This is a genomic window from Dinghuibacter sp. (assembly GCF_035492835.1).
GTDB lineage: Bacteria > Bacteroidota > Bacteroidia > Chitinophagales > Chitinophagaceae > Dinghuibacter.
Map to the genome: position 1 here is coordinate 1 of NZ_DATJIY010000210.1, position 17126 is coordinate 17126.

Consider the following 17126-nt stretch of genomic DNA (forward strand, 5'->3'; position numbering starts at 1 on the left):
TGTGATACGGCAACACCGGATGCGCCGCCCGCAAGCGGTGTTCTTTCCACATCATCCACCCCGACAGCAGCATCACGAGCGCGAGCATAGTACCCAGGCTTCGCTTGAGGCGGTCGGGATAGGTCCTTCTTAGCAGGTACGCCCCGTACGACTTGTTACGGTTGGCGAAAAGGATGTCCAGCACATCCCCTTGGAGTGTGTTTTGGTTTATCATTGCAAGGCATTTCCTACTAAGAGAAAACGACCGGCCTTTTTCCATAAAGTTTTGGCCATATAAGGAAAACTTTAACATTCGTACCTTTGCGCCCATGCGCGTGTTAATGGTATGCCTGGGCAACATCTGCAGGAGCCCGTTGGCGGAAGGGATTTTACAACAACAGGCCGGCCGGGCCGGGCTCGACATCGAGGTCGATAGCGCGGGCACGGCAGGGTACCATATAGGCGAGCCTCCGCACCGGCTGTCCCAGAAGGTAGCCCGGATGAACGGGTTTGACATCGGCGGCCACCGGGGACGGCAGTTCACCGGGGAATATATGGCCGCCTACGACCGTATCTATGTCATGGACAGCGCCAACTACAACGACGTCCGCCGCATTGCGGGCGAACAGTGGGACCCCGCCAAGGTTGACCTGTTGCTCAACGAGCTGTACCCCGGCGAGAACCGGGCGGTACCCGACCCATGGTACGGCGAAGAAGACGGCTACCACGCCGTCTACGACATGATCGACAAGGCCTGCCGCAACATCATCAACAAGTACAGATAAATACCCCATATGTCCAAACCTTCCCTCCCGAGAGGAACCCGTGACTTCGGTCCCGAAGTCGTCAGAAAACGCAACTATATCCTGGGGACCATCCGGGGCGTCTTTGAATTGTATGGATTCCAACCGTTGGAAACGCCCGCTATGGAAAACCTCGAGACCCTCATGGGGAAATATGGGGAGGAGGGCGACAAGCTGATCTTCAAGATCCTCAATAACGGCCTCGACGAGCCCGCCAAACAGGCCAGCGCCCGCGAGGGGTTTGACAAAATTCTTGACGGCAAAAACTCGACCTCGGTCACGGAAAAGGCATTGAAATACGACCTGACCATACCTTTCGCCCGATACGTGGCCATGAACCATGGCCAGCTGACTTTTCCCTTCCGGCGTTACCAGATCCAGCCCGTATGGCGGGCGGATAAACCGTCTAAAGGCCGCTACCGCGAATTCACGCAATGCGACGTAGACGTCGTCGGCAGCAAAAGCCTCATCAACGAAGTAGAACTGGCCGTCATATACCATTCCGTCATGACGCGTCTCGGTCTCTACGGCTATGAGCTCCGTGTGAACAGCCGAAAAATCCTGGGCGCCCTGGCGGAAGTCTGCGGCGGCCTCGACAAGCTCACCGACATCGCGGTCGCCATCGACAAGCTCGATAAAATCGGCCTCGACAAGGTAAAGGAAGAGCTCGCCGCCCGCGGTCTCACCGAAACCCAGATCGCCAGCATCGAAAAATACCTTACGATCGCCGGTGACAATGAAGACAAAATGCGCCAGGCCACCGAGCTGATCGGTCACACCGACAGCGGCCGCCAGGGCCTGAATGAGATCCGCTTCCTGCTGGATCACCTCATGCCCGGCAAGAACGCGCCCGGCGCCAGTCCCAACCTGGTCGTCGACCTCACCCTGGCCCGCGGGCTGAACTACTATACGGGAATCATCTTCGAGGTAAAGGCGCCACCCTCCGTCCAGATTGGCAGTATCGGCGGCGGTGGCCGCTACGACGACCTCACCGGTCTTTTTGGCGTACCCGGTGTTCCGGGCGTGGGCGTCAGTTTTGGCGTGGACCGCATCTATGACGTCATCGAGGCCCTGCAGCTCTTCCCCGGCGACGTGTATACCGGCACCCAGGTGCTCTTCTTCAACCTCGGAGCCGACGAAAGCCGCGCCGCCTTTACCCTGATGCAACAGCTCAGGGGCACGGGCGTGCGTTGCGAGATATACCACGAGGCCGCGAAGTTCGACAAGCAGTTCCGCTATGCCGAGAAAAAGCAGATTCCCTACGCCGTCATCCTGGGCGCCCAGGAGCTGACCCAAGGCACCTGTGTGGTAAAGGACCTGGTCAAGGGCGAGCAGATAACGATCAGCCAGGAAGCGTTGCCGCGCCACGGGTTCTAGTCGTCCGCGACTGCCGGCCTGCGGCCGCCCGGGAGCCTTGTGGCTCAGCGCTTGTATATCTGCGCCAGGTGGTGCTCCAGGTGCGCCACATAGTCGCTGAACAGCCACCCCAGCGTAAACGTCGCCCCATCGGCGCGCTGCACCGGTAGCGCCAGCTGCTCCGCGCCGAGCTCCTCCACGACTAACAGGATTTGCCGGTTCAGTCCCTCCCATAGCGTCAGGAGGTGTCCGATGGGTACTTCCTGGTAGTGGTTGATCTGCACCAGCTCCACCTGCGGGTATCCCAACATCTGGTACGGCGGCGCCGACAGCGGCGCCCGCGTAAACCGGATGAGATTATTCAGCGCGGAATCCACCAGATGCCCCAGGATTTCTTTGCGGGACCATTTGTCCGGCGCCTGCCGCTCGAGCAGCAGATCCCCGGAAAGACCGTTCACAAATGCGGGAAGCACCGCCAGGTGTCCCTTCAAAAACCCGATGTAGGCCGGCACGTCTTCGCTGGAAGCATAAGCGCCGGTTGGTATTGTAGACATAGCTATCGTATTCCCTCGTAGACGATGGCCGCCCCCTGTCCCACCCCGACGCACATGGTCGCCAGACCATAACGCGAACCCCGGCGCTCCATCTCATGGAGCAGCGTGGTGGTAATCCTGGCCCCGCTGCACCCCAGCGGATGACCGATGGCGATCGAGCCGCCGTTCACATTGACCTTCGAAGGGTCGAGACCCAGGTCGCCCATACACGCCAGGACCTGCACGGCAAAGGCTTCGTTCAGCTCTACCAGGTCCAGGTCCTTAACCGACAACCCCGCCCGTCCCAGCGCCTTGGTCGACGCGGGCACCGGCCCGATACCCATGATGGCGGGATCGACCCCTGCTATGGCGCTCGCGACCACCCGGGCCATCGGCTTCAGGTCAAACCGTTTTACCGCTGCTTCGCTCGCCAGGAGCACTGCCGACGCCCCGTCGTTGATCCCCGATGAATTCCCCGCGGTTACCGAGCCGCCCTTTGCAAAGGCTGGTTTCAGCGCCGCCAGCTTCTCCAGGGAGGTCTGCCGGGGAGGCTCGTCCCTGGAAACGATCACCTGCTCCTGTTTATTCGGCGTTACCGCCACGGGTACGATCTCCGCATCCCATTTTCCCGCGGCGTGGGCATCCGTATACCTCACCTGGCTGCCCAGGGCGTAGACGTCCTGCGCTTCGCGGCCGATACGCCAGCGTTCGGCGACGTTCTCCGCCGTTTCCCCCATACTGTAGGGGTAGTATAGGTCCGTCAGGCGTTGGTTCACGAACCGCCAGCCGATCGTAGAGTCATAAATATCCGTTTTCCTCGACCAGGCCCCGTCGCTTTTGGGCATGACCAGCGGTGCGCGGGTCATGCTTTCCACGCCCCCGGCGATAAAGAGGTCCCCCTCCCCGCATCGGATGGCCCTGGCCGCGTCCATGATCGCCTGCAACCCGGAGGCGCACAACCGGTTCACCGTATTCCCACCCACGCTCACCGGCAGACCAGCCAGCAGCGCCGACATCCTGGCCACGTCCCGGTTATCCTCCCCCGCCTGGTTGGCCGACCCGGCGATCACATCCTCGATGGCCGCAGGGTCCAGCCCGGGATTCCGTTCCAATAACGCTTTAATAACAAGGGCCAGCAGGTCGTCCGGCCGGCAGGTACTGAGCGCGCCACCATAGCGCCCGATGGGCGTCCTTACGGCATCGATGATATAGGCTGTTTGCATACGAGGCGTCAAAAATAGCGAAATCGGCGTACCTTTGCAGAATGATCGAAACCAAGGCCAAACAGAACATACGCCACCTCTCCCGTCCGGAGCTGGAGGCGTATTTCGCGGAAAAGGGTCAACCCCGTTTCCGGGCCGGGCAGGTGTATGAATGGTTGTGGAGCAAACAGGCCCGGACGTTTGGCGAAATGACCAATCTTTCAAAAGACCTCCGGGTGGCCCTGGAAGAAAACTTCCTGTTGCCCGTCCTGACCGTCGATACCAGCCAGTTCTCCGGCGACGGCACCATCAAAAGCCGCTTCCGGACCGCCGACAACCACCTCGTGGAAGGCGTCCTGATCCCCACCGACGAGCGGCAGACGGCTTGCGTCAGCTCCCAGATCGGCTGCTCCCTGAGCTGTAAGTTCTGCGCCACCGGTTACATGGGCCGCAAGCGTAACCTCGACTACGACGAGATCTATGACGAGGTGGCCCTGCTCAACCAACAGGCGGAGACCAGCTATGGCAAAAAACTGACCAACATCGTATTTATGGGTATGGGCGAGCCCCTGCTCAACTATAAGAACGTGCTATCCGCCATCGAGCGTATTTCGGCACCGGACGGGTTGGGGATGAGCCCCCGCCGGATCACGGTGTCCACCGCCGGCGTCGCCAAGATGATCCGCCAGCTGGGCGACGACCAGGTCCGCTTCAAGCTGGCCCTGTCGCTCCACGCAGCCAACGACGCCAAGCGCAGTGAGATCATGCCGATCAACGACTCCAACAACCTAAAGGCCCTCATCGACGCATTGAATCATTTTTATAAGCAAACCGGCACCCAGGTCACCTTCGAGTACATCCTCTTCAACCAGTTCAACGACTCCCTCCAGGACGCCGACGAGCTCGTCAAGCTTTACCGCAAGGTACCCGCCGACCTGGTAAACATCATTGAGTACAACCCGATCGACGCCGCCAAATTCTCCAAGCCGGACGAAGAAACCATCCGGCAGTTCATGGATTATCTCGGTAAACACAAGGTCAACGCCCGCCTCCGCCGGAGCCGCGGCAAGGACATAGACGCCGCCTGCGGGCAGCTCGCCAACAAGGCCTCGTAAAGCGGCCGCCCCGGGGCCCATAACCGGAAGGCCCGCGCCCCAAGGATAAACTGATTTTTCACTGTTGTAAAACAGCACGCACTATGGCAAAACAAGCATTCGACAAATTCAAGAACACCCGCAGCAACGCCGCGAAAAAAGAAGATTTCCGCCAGGCCAAACGCACCATCAAAAAGGAAATCGCCGAAGGCATGGCCCGTACAAAGGCCCGCAAGGCTGCCGAAGCCGCCAAGGCCCGCGAGATCCGCGCCGCCGGCGGAGTCCCCACCAAACCCGCAAGGACCGCCCCCGCCACAAAACCCACGGGGAGCGCAAAACCCACGGTAGGCGCAAAACCCAGGCCCGGCGTCCCGCAGATGCCCCTGAACAAATACCTCGCCCACGGCGGCGTAGCCTCCAGACGCGAAGCCGCCGAAATCATCAAACAGGGAACCGTAAAGGTAAACGGCGCAGTCATCACTGAGCCCGGCTTCAAGGTTTCCGAAAGCGATGACGTAAGACTAAACAATAAAAAAATCACCCCCTCGGCGGACCTCGTCTACATCCTCCTCAACAAACCCAAGGACTACATCACCACGAGCAGCGACCCCGAGGGCCGCAAGACCGTCATCGACCTCGTCCGCAAAGCCACCGATGCCCGCATCTACCCCGTAGGCCGCCTGGACCGCAACACCACGGGCGTGCTCCTGCTGACCAATGACGGGGAGCTGGCGCAGAAACTGGCCCACCCCGCCTATGAAGTCAAAAAGGTGTACGAGGTGCGCCTCGACAAGGAGCTCACCAAAAAAGACTTTGACGGGATCATGGCCGGCGTGACCCTGGAAGACGGACCGATCACACCCGATGCGCTGGCATATGCCGACGCGAAGGACAAAAGCGTCATCGGCATCGAGATCCACAGCGGCAAGAACCGCATCGTCCGCCGGCTCTTCGAGCACATGGGTTACTCCGTAAAAAACCTCGACAGGGTCATGTACGCCGGGTTGACCAAGAAAAACGTGGACCGCGGCCACTGGCGCTTCCTTGCCGAAAAAGAGGTCCGTCTCCTGAAATACCTGAATACTTCGTTCACCCGTAAGAAAGCCTAAGTTGGAGCTATCCGGATTCGACATACTCGCCGACACCCCTCAATTTATCGCCATCGATAAGCCTTCCGGGCTACTCAGCATCCCCAACCGGGACCAGAGTGAAGTATCGCTCCGGGAGCTCCTGGATGACGCCCTCGGTAAGGTATATACCGTCCACCGGCTGGACCGGGACACCAGCGGGGTTATCGTTTTCGCCAAGGACCCGGAGACCCATAAGTACCTGTCGGCCGAGTTCGAAGGCAGGGCAGTCCGTAAATACTACCTCGGCTTCGTGCTCGGTCAGCCGCCGGCACCTGCCGGTTCGATCGACGGACCCATCATGGAAAACCCTCACCGGCTCGGCACGATGATAGTCCACGCCAAGGGCAAGCCCTCCCTCACCGACTATACCGTCCTGGAATCGTTTGGCGTCCTGTCGCTGGTGCAATTTCAAATCCATACCGGTCGCACCCACCAGGTCCGCGTACACGCCAGGGATATGGGCCATCCCATCGCCGTCGACCCCGTCTATGGGGACGGCCAGCCCGTGTTCCTGTCGTCGATCAAACGAAAATACAAGATGTCCAAGTACCAGGAAGAGGAAAAACCGCTGTTCGCGCGTCTCGCCCTGCACGCCTGGAAGATCGGCTTCACCGACGCCGGTGGCAGGGAATGGGAAATCGAGTCGCCGCTCCCCCGGGACATGAACGCCCTGCTGAAGCAGCTCCGCAAGTGGAAGGGCCAGACCGCAAAGGACTAGCGCACGGGCGCCTCCGGCGCCTTGCTAGTCCACGAACCCGACGGCAACAGTATTATTGGAAAATTCGTCGATCAGTATAAACGCGCCGTTCGCCGGGTTAACGGCATAAGGATCCAGGAACAGCGCCCTCGCCGACTTCAACCGTATCGTCCCGATATCATTCAACCGGAACGTCTTCTTTCCAGCCGACGGGCGGAACGTATGGATGTCCAGTACCTCGTCCGTCGCCAGCACCTTGACCTTTACCACCTGGGCGGCATGCTGTAGCAGGAAGGTACGCCCCTCCTGCATTTCGTGCTCGTCCATCCAGGCGATCCTCGCGGTGAACGTATTGACCTCCGGATAGGGGCATTCCTCCTTTTTGACGAGCATGTTCCCCCGGCTGACGTCGACGTCCGAGTCGAGCGTAAGCGTCACGCTTTCTCCGGCGGCGGCATGGTCTACCGGCTGGTCTCCTTTGTATATGGCCGAAATGGCTGCCGTGCGGCGGCTGGGGAGCACCACGATGGAGTCGCCCACGGAAAGCCGGCCGCTGCTGATCTTACCGGCGTAACCACGGAAGTCGTGGAAAGCGTCCTGGTGCGGGCGTATGACATATTGAACCGGGAAGCGAGCCGGCAAATCACCCTGGCCCTTACCGGGCTGCAACGACTCCAGCAACGACAGGAGCGATTGCCCGTTATACCAGGGCATATTATCCGAAGGGGAAACGACGTTGTCACCGTCCTTTGCCGCGACAGGTATGAAGTGCAGCGTCGAACGATCGACGCCCAGCTGGTCGGCGATGCCGAGCACTTCCAGGTGGATGTCGTTGAAAACGGACGCCTCGAAACCGACGAGGTCCATTTTATTCACGCATACGACTACATTCCGCATCCTGAGCAGGGAGGCGATGTACAGGTGGCGTCTCGTTTGCTCGACCACGCCGTTCCGGGCGTCGATAAGCACGATGGAGACCTGGGCGTTGGAGGCGCCCGTAATCATATTGCGGGTATACTCCACATGTCCCGGCGTATCGGCGATGATGTACTTCCGCGTAGGCGTGGAAAAATAGATGTGCGCCACGTCTATCGTGATCCCCTGTTCGCGCTCGGCGATCAGACCGTCGGTCAGCAGGGATAAGTCCGTAAAATCGAGCCCCTTCCTTTTACTGGCTTTCTGGATCGCCTCCAGCCGGTCATCCGCGATCGAACGGGTATCATACAGCAAGCGACCGATCAGCGTGCTTTTCCCATCGTCGACGCTACCCGCGGTAGCAATACGCAACATTTCCATACGCGTCAAATATTAAAAGTAGCCTACTTGTTTCCTCTTTTCCATGGCGGCTTCGGAGCGCTTGTCGTCCATACGGGCGCCCCGTTCCGAAATCGTTGCCTCAATTATTTCCGAAATGATATCGTCCACGTTGTCCGCCTGCGACATTACCGCTGCCGTACACGTCATATCCCCCACCGTACGGAAGCGTACCGTGGCGGGAAAGGGGACTTCGTCCGGCGTCGTTTGCAGGAACGCCGAGTGCGGCCAGTAAAACCCATCCCTTTCGATGATCGAGCGCTCGTGGGAAAAATACAGGGACGGCAGGCCCAGCTTTTCTTCCTTGATATAGTTCCAGACGTCCAGCTCGGTCCAGTTGGAAATCGGGAAGACGCGCACGTTTTCACCCACGTGGATACGCCCGTTGAGCATGTCGAAGAGCTCGGGGCGTTGTTTCTTCGCGTCCCAACCACCGAAATCGTCCCTCACGGAAAAGATACGCTCCTTCGCCCGGGCCTTCTCCTCGTCCCGGCGCGCGCCCCCGATACAGGCGTCGAACTTGAACTCTTCGATGGCGTCCAGGAGGGTAACCGTCTGGAGCATGTTGCGGCTGGCAAACTTGCCGGTTTCTTCCTTGACCTTTCCCTGATCGATGGAGTCCTGTACGTAGCGCACGATCAAACGCGCACCCGTGCGGGCCACCAGCTCATCGCGGAACTCGATGGTCTCGGGGAAATTATGCCCCGTATCGACGTGCAGGAGGGGGAACGGTATGGGCGCGGGGTAAAAGGCCTTGCGCGCCAGGTGGACTAATGTAATGGAGTCCTTACCACCGGAAAACAACAGGGCGGGTCGCTCGAACTGCGCCGCCACTTCCCTCATTATATAGATGGCCTCTTCTTCGAGGGCCCTTGGAAAAACGTGTCCCATAAAACTGTTTTCATTTAACCGCATGTAACCCACATTCCTTCTGCGAATTTTCCCACCACCAGCGACCAGCCCTGGGGTCTTCCCCCGGCTCGATCGCGCGGGTACACGGCGCACACCCGATGCTGATAAAGCCCTTATCGTGGAGCGTATTGTAGGGCACATTGTAACGTTGGATATACGCCCCCACCTCCGGGAGCGTCCAATGCAAAAGCGGGTTGATCTTATACAGCTGACGGGCCTCGTCCCATTCAACGACCGGCATCTCGTGGCGGTTGGCCGACTGGTCCGCGCGGATGCCGGTTATCCAAACCCTGGCACCCCGGAGGGCGCGCGCCAGCGGCTCCACCTTGCGTACCTGACAACAGGCCTTGCGATTGTCGACCGAGTCATAAAACCCGTTGATGCCCCTGCTGCGCACCAACGCCTCCACCGCCGCGGCCTCCGGATAGAACACGTCGACGGGTATGCGGTAACGGGCGGTCGTCTTGTCCAGGAGCTCGTAAGTCTCATAGAACAACCGCCCCGTGTCCAGGGTAAATATCTGTATCCCGATCTTGCCCCTGGCGATCATGTCCGTCAGCACCTGGTCTTCCTCACCAAGGGACGAGGAGAAACGGACACCGCCCGGGAAAAGCTCTGCGACATACCGCAGCAGCGCCTCCGTTGGATGCGCTGCCGCGTATGCTTCTATATCACTCAAATAATCCATCGTTATTTATTCGGTTGCGGCGTATACCGCAGGTACGGCTTTACGACCTTTACGCCCTTCGGAAAGCGCTTCTCCGCGTCTTCCGTGGGGATGCTGTTGGGGACGATCACGTCCTGGCCTTCCTGCCAGTCGGCCGGGGTCGAGACGCTATAGTTGGACGTCAGCTGCAGGGAATCGACCACCCGCAGCACCTCGTTGAAATTGCGGCCGGTGCTGGCAGGATATGTGATGATCAGCTTGACCTTCTTATCGGGACCGATGATGAACAGGGAACGTACCGTCATCGTCTCGGATGCGTTGGGGTGGATCATATCGTAGAGGTTGGCCACCGTGCGGTCACTATCGGCGATGATGGGGAAATCGACCGTGGTATTTTGCGTCTCGTTGATGTCCTTCACCCAGCCTTGGTGCTTGTCGAGGGGGTCCACGCTCACCGCCAGCACTTTCACGTTCCGCTTCGCGAATTCGTCCTTCAGTTGCGCCGTGCGACCCAGCTCGGTGGTACACACCGGCGTATAGTCCGCGGGATGAGAGAACAGGATGCCCCATCCGTCGCCGAGAAATTCGTAGAAATCGATCTCTCCTTTCGTCGTGGAAGCCTTGAAGTTGGGGGCGATATCCCCAAGACGTAAACTCATAATAGCGAGGTTTTATGGGTCGAAAATACAAATAATCGACCATAACAGTAGACTATTGAGGCAAAAAAATGTTATTCCCCGCCCGATTCCCCGCCAAGATATATGTCCAGCAAGCCATCTGGCAGATTCACATACAGCCGTTTACCCTCTTTGTCCAGCTTACCCATGGTTTCCTTGTGCAACGGGATCAGTACCTCCTTGCCCCTGATGATGAGTTTGCACAAGACTTGCAGGGGCTGTTCGATTACCTCCACTACTTCCCCGAGGTCCTCCTCCCCGTCGATCAGGTGATACCCCAGGAGCGACACCGGCGCCGACTTGGCCGCCATCCGGCTGAAGTCGGATTCCCGGAGCCAGACCTCTTTCTGGTTGAGCTTACGGGCTGCTTCCGGCGTATCGACATCCTCCAGCTTCACATAGGCTTCCTCCGTCCCCTTCAACCGGATTTCCTCGACGAAATACGGCAGAAACCCGTCCTTCCGGTTTTCTATGAAGATTACCTTCAGCGTGCGCAAACCCTGGCCCTTGCCGAGGCTGTGCGCCAGCACCAATTCCCCCTTCAAGCCGAAGGCCGCTACGAATTTCCCTATGTTGAAATATTGCTCCGCCATGGTTTCAAGTTCGCCGCTGCGTCATTGCTTCGCGGCATCTTTTGCCGCGGGCGTCGCCGCGGAGGCCGCGGCTCATGCGGCGGCCCCTGTAAAAAGTAAGGCCCCAATCTCCAGGATCGGGGCCTTTATCGCCAAAGTTGAAAAGCTTATTCGCCTTGCGCTTCGCGGGGCGCTTCGGAAGGACCTTCATGCCGGTGCCCTTCGTGTTGCTGGGGCTTGGTACGGCGGATGATCGGCTGGCTCCGGCGGGGGCCGCCGCGGTGGTTGCGGTGGTCTTCCTGCTTCAGCTTCATCTTACCTTCGTGCTCTTCGTGCCACTTCTGGAACTTCGTCATGGCCGTAGCCTCGTCGAACAGGCCCAGTTTCACACCGCGGAGCAGGTGTTTCAGGTAAAGGACACCCTTAAAGGATAAGATCTTGCGAACGGTGTCGGTCGGCTGTGCACCTTTGTGCAACCAATCCAGGGCGCGTTGGCGATCTAGCTGAATCGAAGCGGGAACGGTCAGGGGGTTATAGGTTCCCAGTTTCTGAATGAACTTCCCGTCCCTGGGGGCTCGGGCGTCTGCGACCACGATAAAATAGAATGGCCTTTTCTTAGACCCGTGGCGTTGGAGTCTGATTTTAACTGGCATCTTAAATAGAAATTTAAATGCGTGAATAAATATCTCTTCCCAATATTGGGATGGCAAAGGTAATACAATCGTCCAAAAATGTCAAAGCCTTCGCGCCAAAATTTTACCTGTGGGGTACGCCCATGCGCCCCGCCGGCATCTTATTCATCATCTTCATCATTTGCCTCATCTGTTCGAACTGCTTCATAAACTGATGTACCTCAGTGACGTCTTTTCCGGCGCCCCGGGCAATCCGTTTCCGGCGGCTGAGGTCGATCACGTCCGGATTGGCGCGCTCCTCGGGGGTCATGGAGTTGATCATGGCCTCAATACCCTTGAAGGCGTCGTCACTGATGTCCAAATCCTTTACCGCCTTTCCTACCCCTGGGATCATCCCGAGCAAATCCTTTATATTGCCCATTTTTTTAATCTGTTCCAGCTGTTGTTTAAAGTCCGCGAAATCGAATTGGTTTTTCCGGATCTTCTTTTCCAGCCTGGCGGCCTGTTCGGCGTCGAATTGCTCCTGGGCCTTCTCCACCAGGGTCGTGATGTCCCCCATTCCCAGGATACGTTGTGCCATACGCTCCGGGTAAAAAACATCCAGGGTGTCCAGCTTTTCGCCGCTGCTCACGAACTTGATGGGCTTTTCCACCATATAGCGGATCGACAGCGCCGCCCCGCCACGGGTGTCCCCGTCCAGTTTCGTCAGGACTACACCTCCGAAGTCGAGCCGGTCATTAAATGCCTTGGCCGTATTCACCGCGTCCTGACCCGTCATCGAGTCCACGACGAACAGGATCTCCTGCGGTTGTACCGCCGCCTTGATCGCCGCCACTTCCTGCATCATCGCCTCGTCCACGGCCAGACGGCCGGCCGTATCGATGATGACCACGTTCTTGTTTTTGGACCTGGCTTCGTTGATCGCGTTCCGGGCGATCTGTACGGCATCCTTGGTATCCGGCTCGCTGTATACGTCCACCCCCACCTGGCCGCCCAGCACCTTCAGCTGGTCGATGGCCGCCGGCCGGTATATATCCGCCGCCACCAGCAGGGGCGATTTGCCTTTCTTATTTTTTAAATAGTTGGCCAGTTTACCGCTAAATGTCGTTTTACCCGACCCCTGGAGACCGGCAACGAGGATCACCGCCGGGCTACCTTTCAGCACCAGCTCGGTAGCGTCTCCGCCCATCAGCGTGGCCAGCTCGTCCTTGACGATCTTGACCATGAGCTGCCCCGGGGAAATGGCGTTGATGACCTTTTCCCCTACGGCTTTATCCTTGACCTTGTCGGTGAATTCTTTGGCGATCTTGTAGTTGACGTCCGCGTCGACCAGCGCCTTACGGATTTCCTTAACGGTGGCCGCGATGTTCAGATCGGTAATCCTGCCCTGGCCCTTAACCTGCTTGAACGCAGTCTCTAACCGTTCGCTAAGACTTTCAAACATAATAAATTAGTACTTCTTTGCCTGTATCTAGGATAAAAGAGCCGCCCCCTGGTGGAGGCGGCTCCTATTTCAAGCGCGAATATACGATTTTCCGGCGAGCCCGAGATCGGGCAGCCTCCCTGGCAACCCTAAGCTCCCAGGTAATTTCTCAGCAGTCGGCAACGGCTGTTTGAGCGTAATTTGTTGATCGCCTTGTCCTTAATCTGGCGGACGCGTTCCCGGGTGAGGTTAAATTTCTCCCCGATGTCCTCCAGGCTCATGGGATGGTCCACGCCAATGCCGAAGAAATAGCGGATAACCTCCTTTTGCCGGTCGGTCAGCGTTTGCAGCGATCGGGATATTTCGGTCTTCAGGGATTCGTCGTGTTCGATGGCTGCGTCGGCAGATTCCGCGTTCGGGTTCTCCAGGACGTCGATCAGGGTGTTGTCCTCACCTTCCGCAAAGGGCGCGTCCATGCTTACGTGCCGGGCGGCAACGCCCAGCGTGGCGGCCACCTCGTCGGTGTCCATTTCCAGGACTTCCGCCAGCTCTTCCGGGGAAGGTTCCCGCTCATACTCCTGCTCCAGGCTGGAAAATGCTTTGTTGATCCGGTTGGTCAGCCCCACCTTGTTGAGGGGGAGCCTTACGATACGGCTTTGTTCGGCCAGGGCCTGCAATATGCTCTGGCGGATCCACCAAACGGCGTAGGAAATGAATTTGAAGCCACGGGTTTCGTCGAAACGCTGGGCAGCCTTGATCAGACCGAGGTTCCCCTCGTTGATCAGGTCGCTCAGGGAAAGCCCCTGGTTTTGGTATTGTTTGGCCACTGAAACTACAAACCTCAGGTTAGCTTTGGTAAGCCGTTCCAGCGCCGCCTGATCACCTTGTTTGATCCTGACCGCCAGCTTTACCTCGTCTTCAGGGGCCAGCAATTCTACCTTGCCGATCTCCTGCAGGTACTTTTCGAGGCTCTGGGACTCGCGGTTGGTAATGGATTTGGTGATCTTGAGTTGACGCATGCTCATATATAGGGTGTTTTGGCAATCAAGGGAAGTGGATGAAATCAAAGGTGGGTTCGGGTCACATGGTCACAACTCGGCTCTGGTATCTGGACGGCGACATTCTAAACAGTCAATCTCAGCAAGGATTTCGGTAGAAAAGTTAAATAGATTTATAATACAGGCCAAAAAAAACTTGTTATCCAAACTATAATCAGTAATAGTACGTACCCGAAAGTGGTAAGTTTTGTCGCAGCGTGGCCCGGGAAATACTTTCAAAAAAATTTTGAAGTGATTATTTATTTCCTATTATTGCAAGACGCCGTAGGGCGTCGCCCGAAAGGCCAGTCACTTAGCTGGTGTTCCGCCGCAGGGCTACATTAACCCACGGAGCCCTGCGGCGGAACACATTGACGTATCACGGGATTAACTTATGAAGGAATGAGTAAAAAGGTACAATATACACTGGAATATCCAGTCAGGTGCTCTCCTACGATTTTATATGAATTTCTCTCTACTCCTGCGGGGCTCCAGGAATGGTTTGCAGACAAGGTCGATGAACGCGAAGGGATGTTTAGCTTTTCATGGAATGGCACGATCGAAAAAGCACAGGTGGTAGAAACAGAAATCGATAAATTTATACGCTTTCACTGGCTAGCCGCACCTACGGACGAATTCTTCGAGTTCCGCATTGAAAAATCGGAAGTAACCAATCAAACAATACTGGTTATCAGAGACTTTGCTGAAAAGCGAGAGGTAGCCGATCAGAGTCAGCTCTGGGAATATCAGGTAAAAGACCTCTTCCACCGCCTGGGCAACTAGCCCCTCCCCCCGTCGCCGCACAGCCAGCCGACCACTTCCCCGAAGCGATCCTCCAGCCAGTCCGCGGCCCCATCCCAATGCACCAGCGGTAAAACAGACGCGATCTTGAAATATGGCAGCCCCGGATAATGCCCTCCCCGGACGCCGCCTGCGCCATCCCATCGCACATAGGTCCCCTCCTCCACCGCGTGCGTCCATTCGTCTTCCGAAACCGCCACGTGCCATTCCCCCGTTGCCGGGATATTCCCCAGCAGGGCCGGCAGGTACCGTTCCCGGTAAACGCCTTTCAGGTGAAGGGTGATCGAAAAGTAGTGCCCCCACCAGAACATCGTCCTTATGGCAAAAACGTTTTCTTTATCGAAAACCGCCGGATAATCCAGGATCAGATAGGGCAGGCCCCGGTAGTTTTCTCCCCGCGACAGTTTAGGGAACCTGACGGCAATCGGTCCCAGCGGCCCGGCCGACGTCCCGTATTGACCCATCAACGCCTGGTAACGCTCCGCCACTCCACCCAGGAGCGCGCCGGCCTTTTCCATCACCGAACGTTTGGTTAAAATCCAGGCGGGGTCGAGGACCAGGGCCTTTTCCTCTGGCGAAAGCCGTATTTTTGTGGCCTGCATCATTACAAGGTACCAAGAAACCGACTTTTCCGTGATCAAAAAACTAGACCGGCTCATCATCAAGGCGTTTATCGGCCCGTTCCTGATTACGTTTCTCATCGCCCTGTTCATCCTGGTGATGCAGTTTTTCTGGAAATACATCGACGACCTCGTCGGTAAAGGATTGGATACATTTACGCTGCTGGAGCTGACCGGTCTGGTTACCACGACATGGGTACCCATCGCGCTCCCGCTGGCCATTCTCCTGAGCTCCATCATGACCTTCGGCAACCTGGGGGAAAGCTTTGAGCTGGTCGCCATCAAATCCGCCGGGATACCCCTGCTTCGTTTTATGCGGCCCCTGCTATGGATTTCCGCAGGGCTTTGCCTCATGGCCTTCCTGTTCGCCAATTACGTCATCCCCGTCGCCAACCTGAAATTCGAAACCCTGTTACAGGACATACAGCTCAAAAAACCCGCGTTCGACATCAAGGAAGGCGTCTTTTACAACAAGATGCCCGGCTATACCATCAAAATCAGCAAAAAGGACAAGACCGGCAGCCTCATCGACAACGTCGTCATCTTCGAGCAAAGCAACATTCTCCAGGACAACATGATCTCGGCCGACAAAGGCGTCATGAGCCTTTCGGCCGACAAACAGACCCTCAACTTCAAACTCGTCAAGGGCGTCTACTACCAGGAAAAAGGGCCCCGGTACTCCATGGCCACCGACTTCATCCGGCTCGGTTTCAAGGACTACACCAAGCACTTCGACCTGAGCTCCTTCGCCATCAACCGGTCCACCGACAGCCTCTACCGGAACAACGCCCAGATGCTCAGCGTCCGGCAGTTGCATATCGCCCTCGATTCCCTGAATAAAACCGCCTCGGCCTTCGTACGCAACAACAACCTCGGCATCCGCTCTTACCAACGCTACAACCGCATCAACAGCGACAGCGTCTGGCACATCGCCGAAGCCCGCCCCTTCCGGCGCTTCCACATCCCCGACTCCCTGAAATGGTCGGTGGACGAGCGCGCGAACTCCGCCCTCACCGGTATGCGCAACCAGGTAGACATTCAACAGCTCGAATACAGCGGGATGGAGACCAACATCCGCGTCCACTGGGTGGAATGGCACCGTAAGTTCGCCTTGAGCGTTGCGTGCATGGTCCTTTTCCTGATCGGCGCCCCACTGGGCTCGATCATCCGCAAAGGCGGTCTCGGCATGCCCCTCGTATGCGCCGTCATCTTCTTCGTCATCTTCCACCTCCTGAACACCTTCGGCGAGAAGTTCGCCCGCGGCGGCCAAATGACGGTCTTCATGGGCATGTGGCTCTCCGTCCTCTGCATGACCCCCATCGGTCTTTTCCTCACCTACAAGGCCATGCAAGACTCCCAACTTTTCAGCAAAGAGTTCTACTACCGCTTCTTCAAATTCGTCCGCCCCTTCCTCAACCGCCTCCGCCGGCCTTCCCCCACCGATCCCAATACCGATTCCGATTCCAATCAACTGGCCTGACCCGCGCCGGCGCCCTAAGCCTGCCGGCCGTGTGGGAGGGGTGAGGTGCCTCTTTTATCCCGTTTTGCTGTGAGTCACAGCAAAACGGGATAAAAGAGGCACCTCACCCCTCCCACACGGCCGGCAGGCTTCGGGCGCCGGCGCGGGTCAGGCCAGTTGATTGGAATCGGAATCGGTAGTAGGATCGGTGGGGGAAG

At 57.7% G+C, this 17126-nt stretch carries 18 protein-coding genes and 1 pseudogene; 7 read left to right on the forward strand and 12 right to left on the reverse strand.

Annotation, left to right across the window (positions count from 1 at the left end; translation table 11 throughout):
* Window positions 1-214 (reverse strand): annotated as a pseudogene (locus VL547_RS19415) (energy transducer TonB); the annotation flags it as partial.
* A 94-nt stretch (window positions 215-308) separates the two neighbouring features.
* Here VL547_RS19415 and VL547_RS19420 point away from each other — a divergent pair.
* The gene (locus tag VL547_RS19420; protein ID WP_325581030.1) at window positions 309-764 is read left to right on the forward strand and encodes a low molecular weight protein-tyrosine-phosphatase; all 456 of its coding nucleotides are present in this window, start codon (window positions 309-311) and stop codon (window positions 762-764) included.
* 9 nt (window positions 765-773) lie between these two features.
* Window positions 774-2159, forward strand: a complete 1386-nt coding sequence (gene hisS / locus VL547_RS19425) for a histidine--tRNA ligase (protein ID WP_325581031.1) — start codon at window positions 774-776, stop codon at window positions 2157-2159.
* 44 nt (window positions 2160-2203) lie between these two features.
* Here hisS and VL547_RS19430 read toward each other — a convergent pair whose 3' ends face one another.
* Both VL547_RS19430 and VL547_RS19435 read right to left on the reverse strand, forming a co-directional pair.
* Complete coding sequence (locus tag VL547_RS19430) at window positions 2204-2692, reverse strand: DinB family protein (RefSeq protein ID WP_325581032.1); 489 nt, start codon at window positions 2690-2692, stop codon at window positions 2204-2206.
* Window positions 2693-2694: 2 nt separating this feature from the next.
* Window positions 2695-3894: an acetyl-CoA C-acyltransferase gene (locus VL547_RS19435; protein WP_325581033.1), complete on the reverse strand. Its 1200-nt coding sequence runs from the start codon at window positions 3892-3894 to the stop codon at window positions 2695-2697.
* A gap of 41 nt (window positions 3895-3935) precedes the next feature.
* Between VL547_RS19435 and rlmN the strand changes: the two genes are divergently transcribed.
* The 3 genes from rlmN (at window position 3936) to VL547_RS19450 (ending at window position 6815) form a co-directional block, all read left to right on the forward strand.
* Window positions 3936-4988, forward strand: coding sequence for a 23S rRNA (adenine(2503)-C(2))-methyltransferase RlmN (gene rlmN / locus VL547_RS19440; protein WP_325581034.1), 1053 nt, complete (start codon window positions 3936-3938; stop codon window positions 4986-4988).
* Window positions 4989-5071: 83 nt separating this feature from the next.
* Window positions 5072-6076: a pseudouridine synthase gene (locus VL547_RS19445; protein ID WP_325581035.1), complete on the forward strand. Its 1005-nt coding sequence runs from the start codon at window positions 5072-5074 to the stop codon at window positions 6074-6076.
* Window position 6077: 1 nt separating this feature from the next.
* Window positions 6078-6815, forward strand: coding sequence for an RluA family pseudouridine synthase (locus VL547_RS19450; RefSeq protein ID WP_325581036.1), 738 nt, complete (start codon window positions 6078-6080; stop codon window positions 6813-6815).
* 24 nt (window positions 6816-6839) lie between these two features.
* Here VL547_RS19450 and VL547_RS19455 read toward each other — a convergent pair whose 3' ends face one another.
* The 8 genes from VL547_RS19455 to VL547_RS19490 form a co-directional block, all read right to left on the reverse strand.
* A complete protein-coding gene (locus tag VL547_RS19455; RefSeq protein WP_325581037.1) occupies window positions 6840-8090 on the reverse strand; it encodes a sulfate adenylyltransferase subunit 1 in 1251 nt (416 codons plus the stop codon).
* Window positions 8091-8102: 12 nt separating this feature from the next.
* Window positions 8103-8999 (reverse strand): sulfate adenylyltransferase subunit CysD, encoded by an 897-nt coding sequence (gene cysD, locus VL547_RS19460; RefSeq protein ID WP_325581038.1) that lies wholly within the window; start codon window positions 8997-8999, stop codon window positions 8103-8105.
* Between the two features lie 10 nt (window positions 9000-9009).
* Window positions 9010-9708: a phosphoadenylyl-sulfate reductase gene (locus VL547_RS19465; protein ID WP_325581040.1), complete on the reverse strand. Its 699-nt coding sequence runs from the start codon at window positions 9706-9708 to the stop codon at window positions 9010-9012.
* Between the two features lie 2 nt (window positions 9709-9710).
* Entirely contained in the window at window positions 9711-10346 is a 636-nt protein-coding gene (locus VL547_RS19470) for a peroxiredoxin (RefSeq protein ID WP_325581042.1), read from the reverse strand.
* A gap of 71 nt (window positions 10347-10417) precedes the next feature.
* Window positions 10418-10957 carry a 16S rRNA processing protein RimM gene (locus tag VL547_RS19475; RefSeq protein WP_325581044.1) on the reverse strand — a complete coding sequence of 180 codons (540 nt, stop codon included), beginning with the start codon at window positions 10955-10957 and terminating at the stop codon, window positions 10418-10420.
* A 146-nt stretch (window positions 10958-11103) separates the two neighbouring features.
* Window positions 11104-11589: a 30S ribosomal protein S16 gene (gene rpsP, locus VL547_RS19480; protein ID WP_325581046.1), complete on the reverse strand. Its 486-nt coding sequence runs from the start codon at window positions 11587-11589 to the stop codon at window positions 11104-11106.
* 103 nt (window positions 11590-11692) lie between these two features.
* The gene (gene ffh, locus VL547_RS19485) at window positions 11693-13012 is read right to left on the reverse strand and encodes a signal recognition particle protein (protein WP_325581048.1); all 1320 of its coding nucleotides are present in this window, start codon (window positions 13010-13012) and stop codon (window positions 11693-11695) included.
* A 128-nt stretch (window positions 13013-13140) separates the two neighbouring features.
* Window positions 13141-14016 carry an RNA polymerase sigma factor RpoD/SigA gene (locus VL547_RS19490; protein WP_331680964.1) on the reverse strand — a complete coding sequence of 292 codons (876 nt, stop codon included), beginning with the start codon at window positions 14014-14016 and terminating at the stop codon, window positions 13141-13143.
* 414 nt (window positions 14017-14430) lie between these two features.
* On the opposite strand from VL547_RS19490, the gene VL547_RS19495 reads away from it, so the two are divergent.
* Complete coding sequence (locus VL547_RS19495; protein WP_325581050.1) at window positions 14431-14811, forward strand: START-like domain-containing protein; 381 nt, start codon at window positions 14431-14433, stop codon at window positions 14809-14811.
* On the opposite strand, the gene VL547_RS19500 is transcribed toward VL547_RS19495, so the two are convergent.
* The gene (locus VL547_RS19500) at window positions 14808-15431 is read right to left on the reverse strand and encodes a hypothetical protein (protein ID WP_325581052.1); all 624 of its coding nucleotides are present in this window, start codon (window positions 15429-15431) and stop codon (window positions 14808-14810) included. The genes VL547_RS19495 and VL547_RS19500 overlap by 4 nt on opposite strands.
* A 31-nt stretch (window positions 15432-15462) precedes the next feature.
* Here VL547_RS19500 and VL547_RS19505 point away from each other — a divergent pair, with 31 nt between their 5' ends.
* Window positions 15463-16929 carry an LptF/LptG family permease gene (locus VL547_RS19505; protein WP_325581054.1) on the forward strand — a complete coding sequence of 489 codons (1467 nt, stop codon included), beginning with the start codon at window positions 15463-15465 and terminating at the stop codon, window positions 16927-16929.
* Window positions 16930-17126 lie beyond the last annotated feature (197 nt).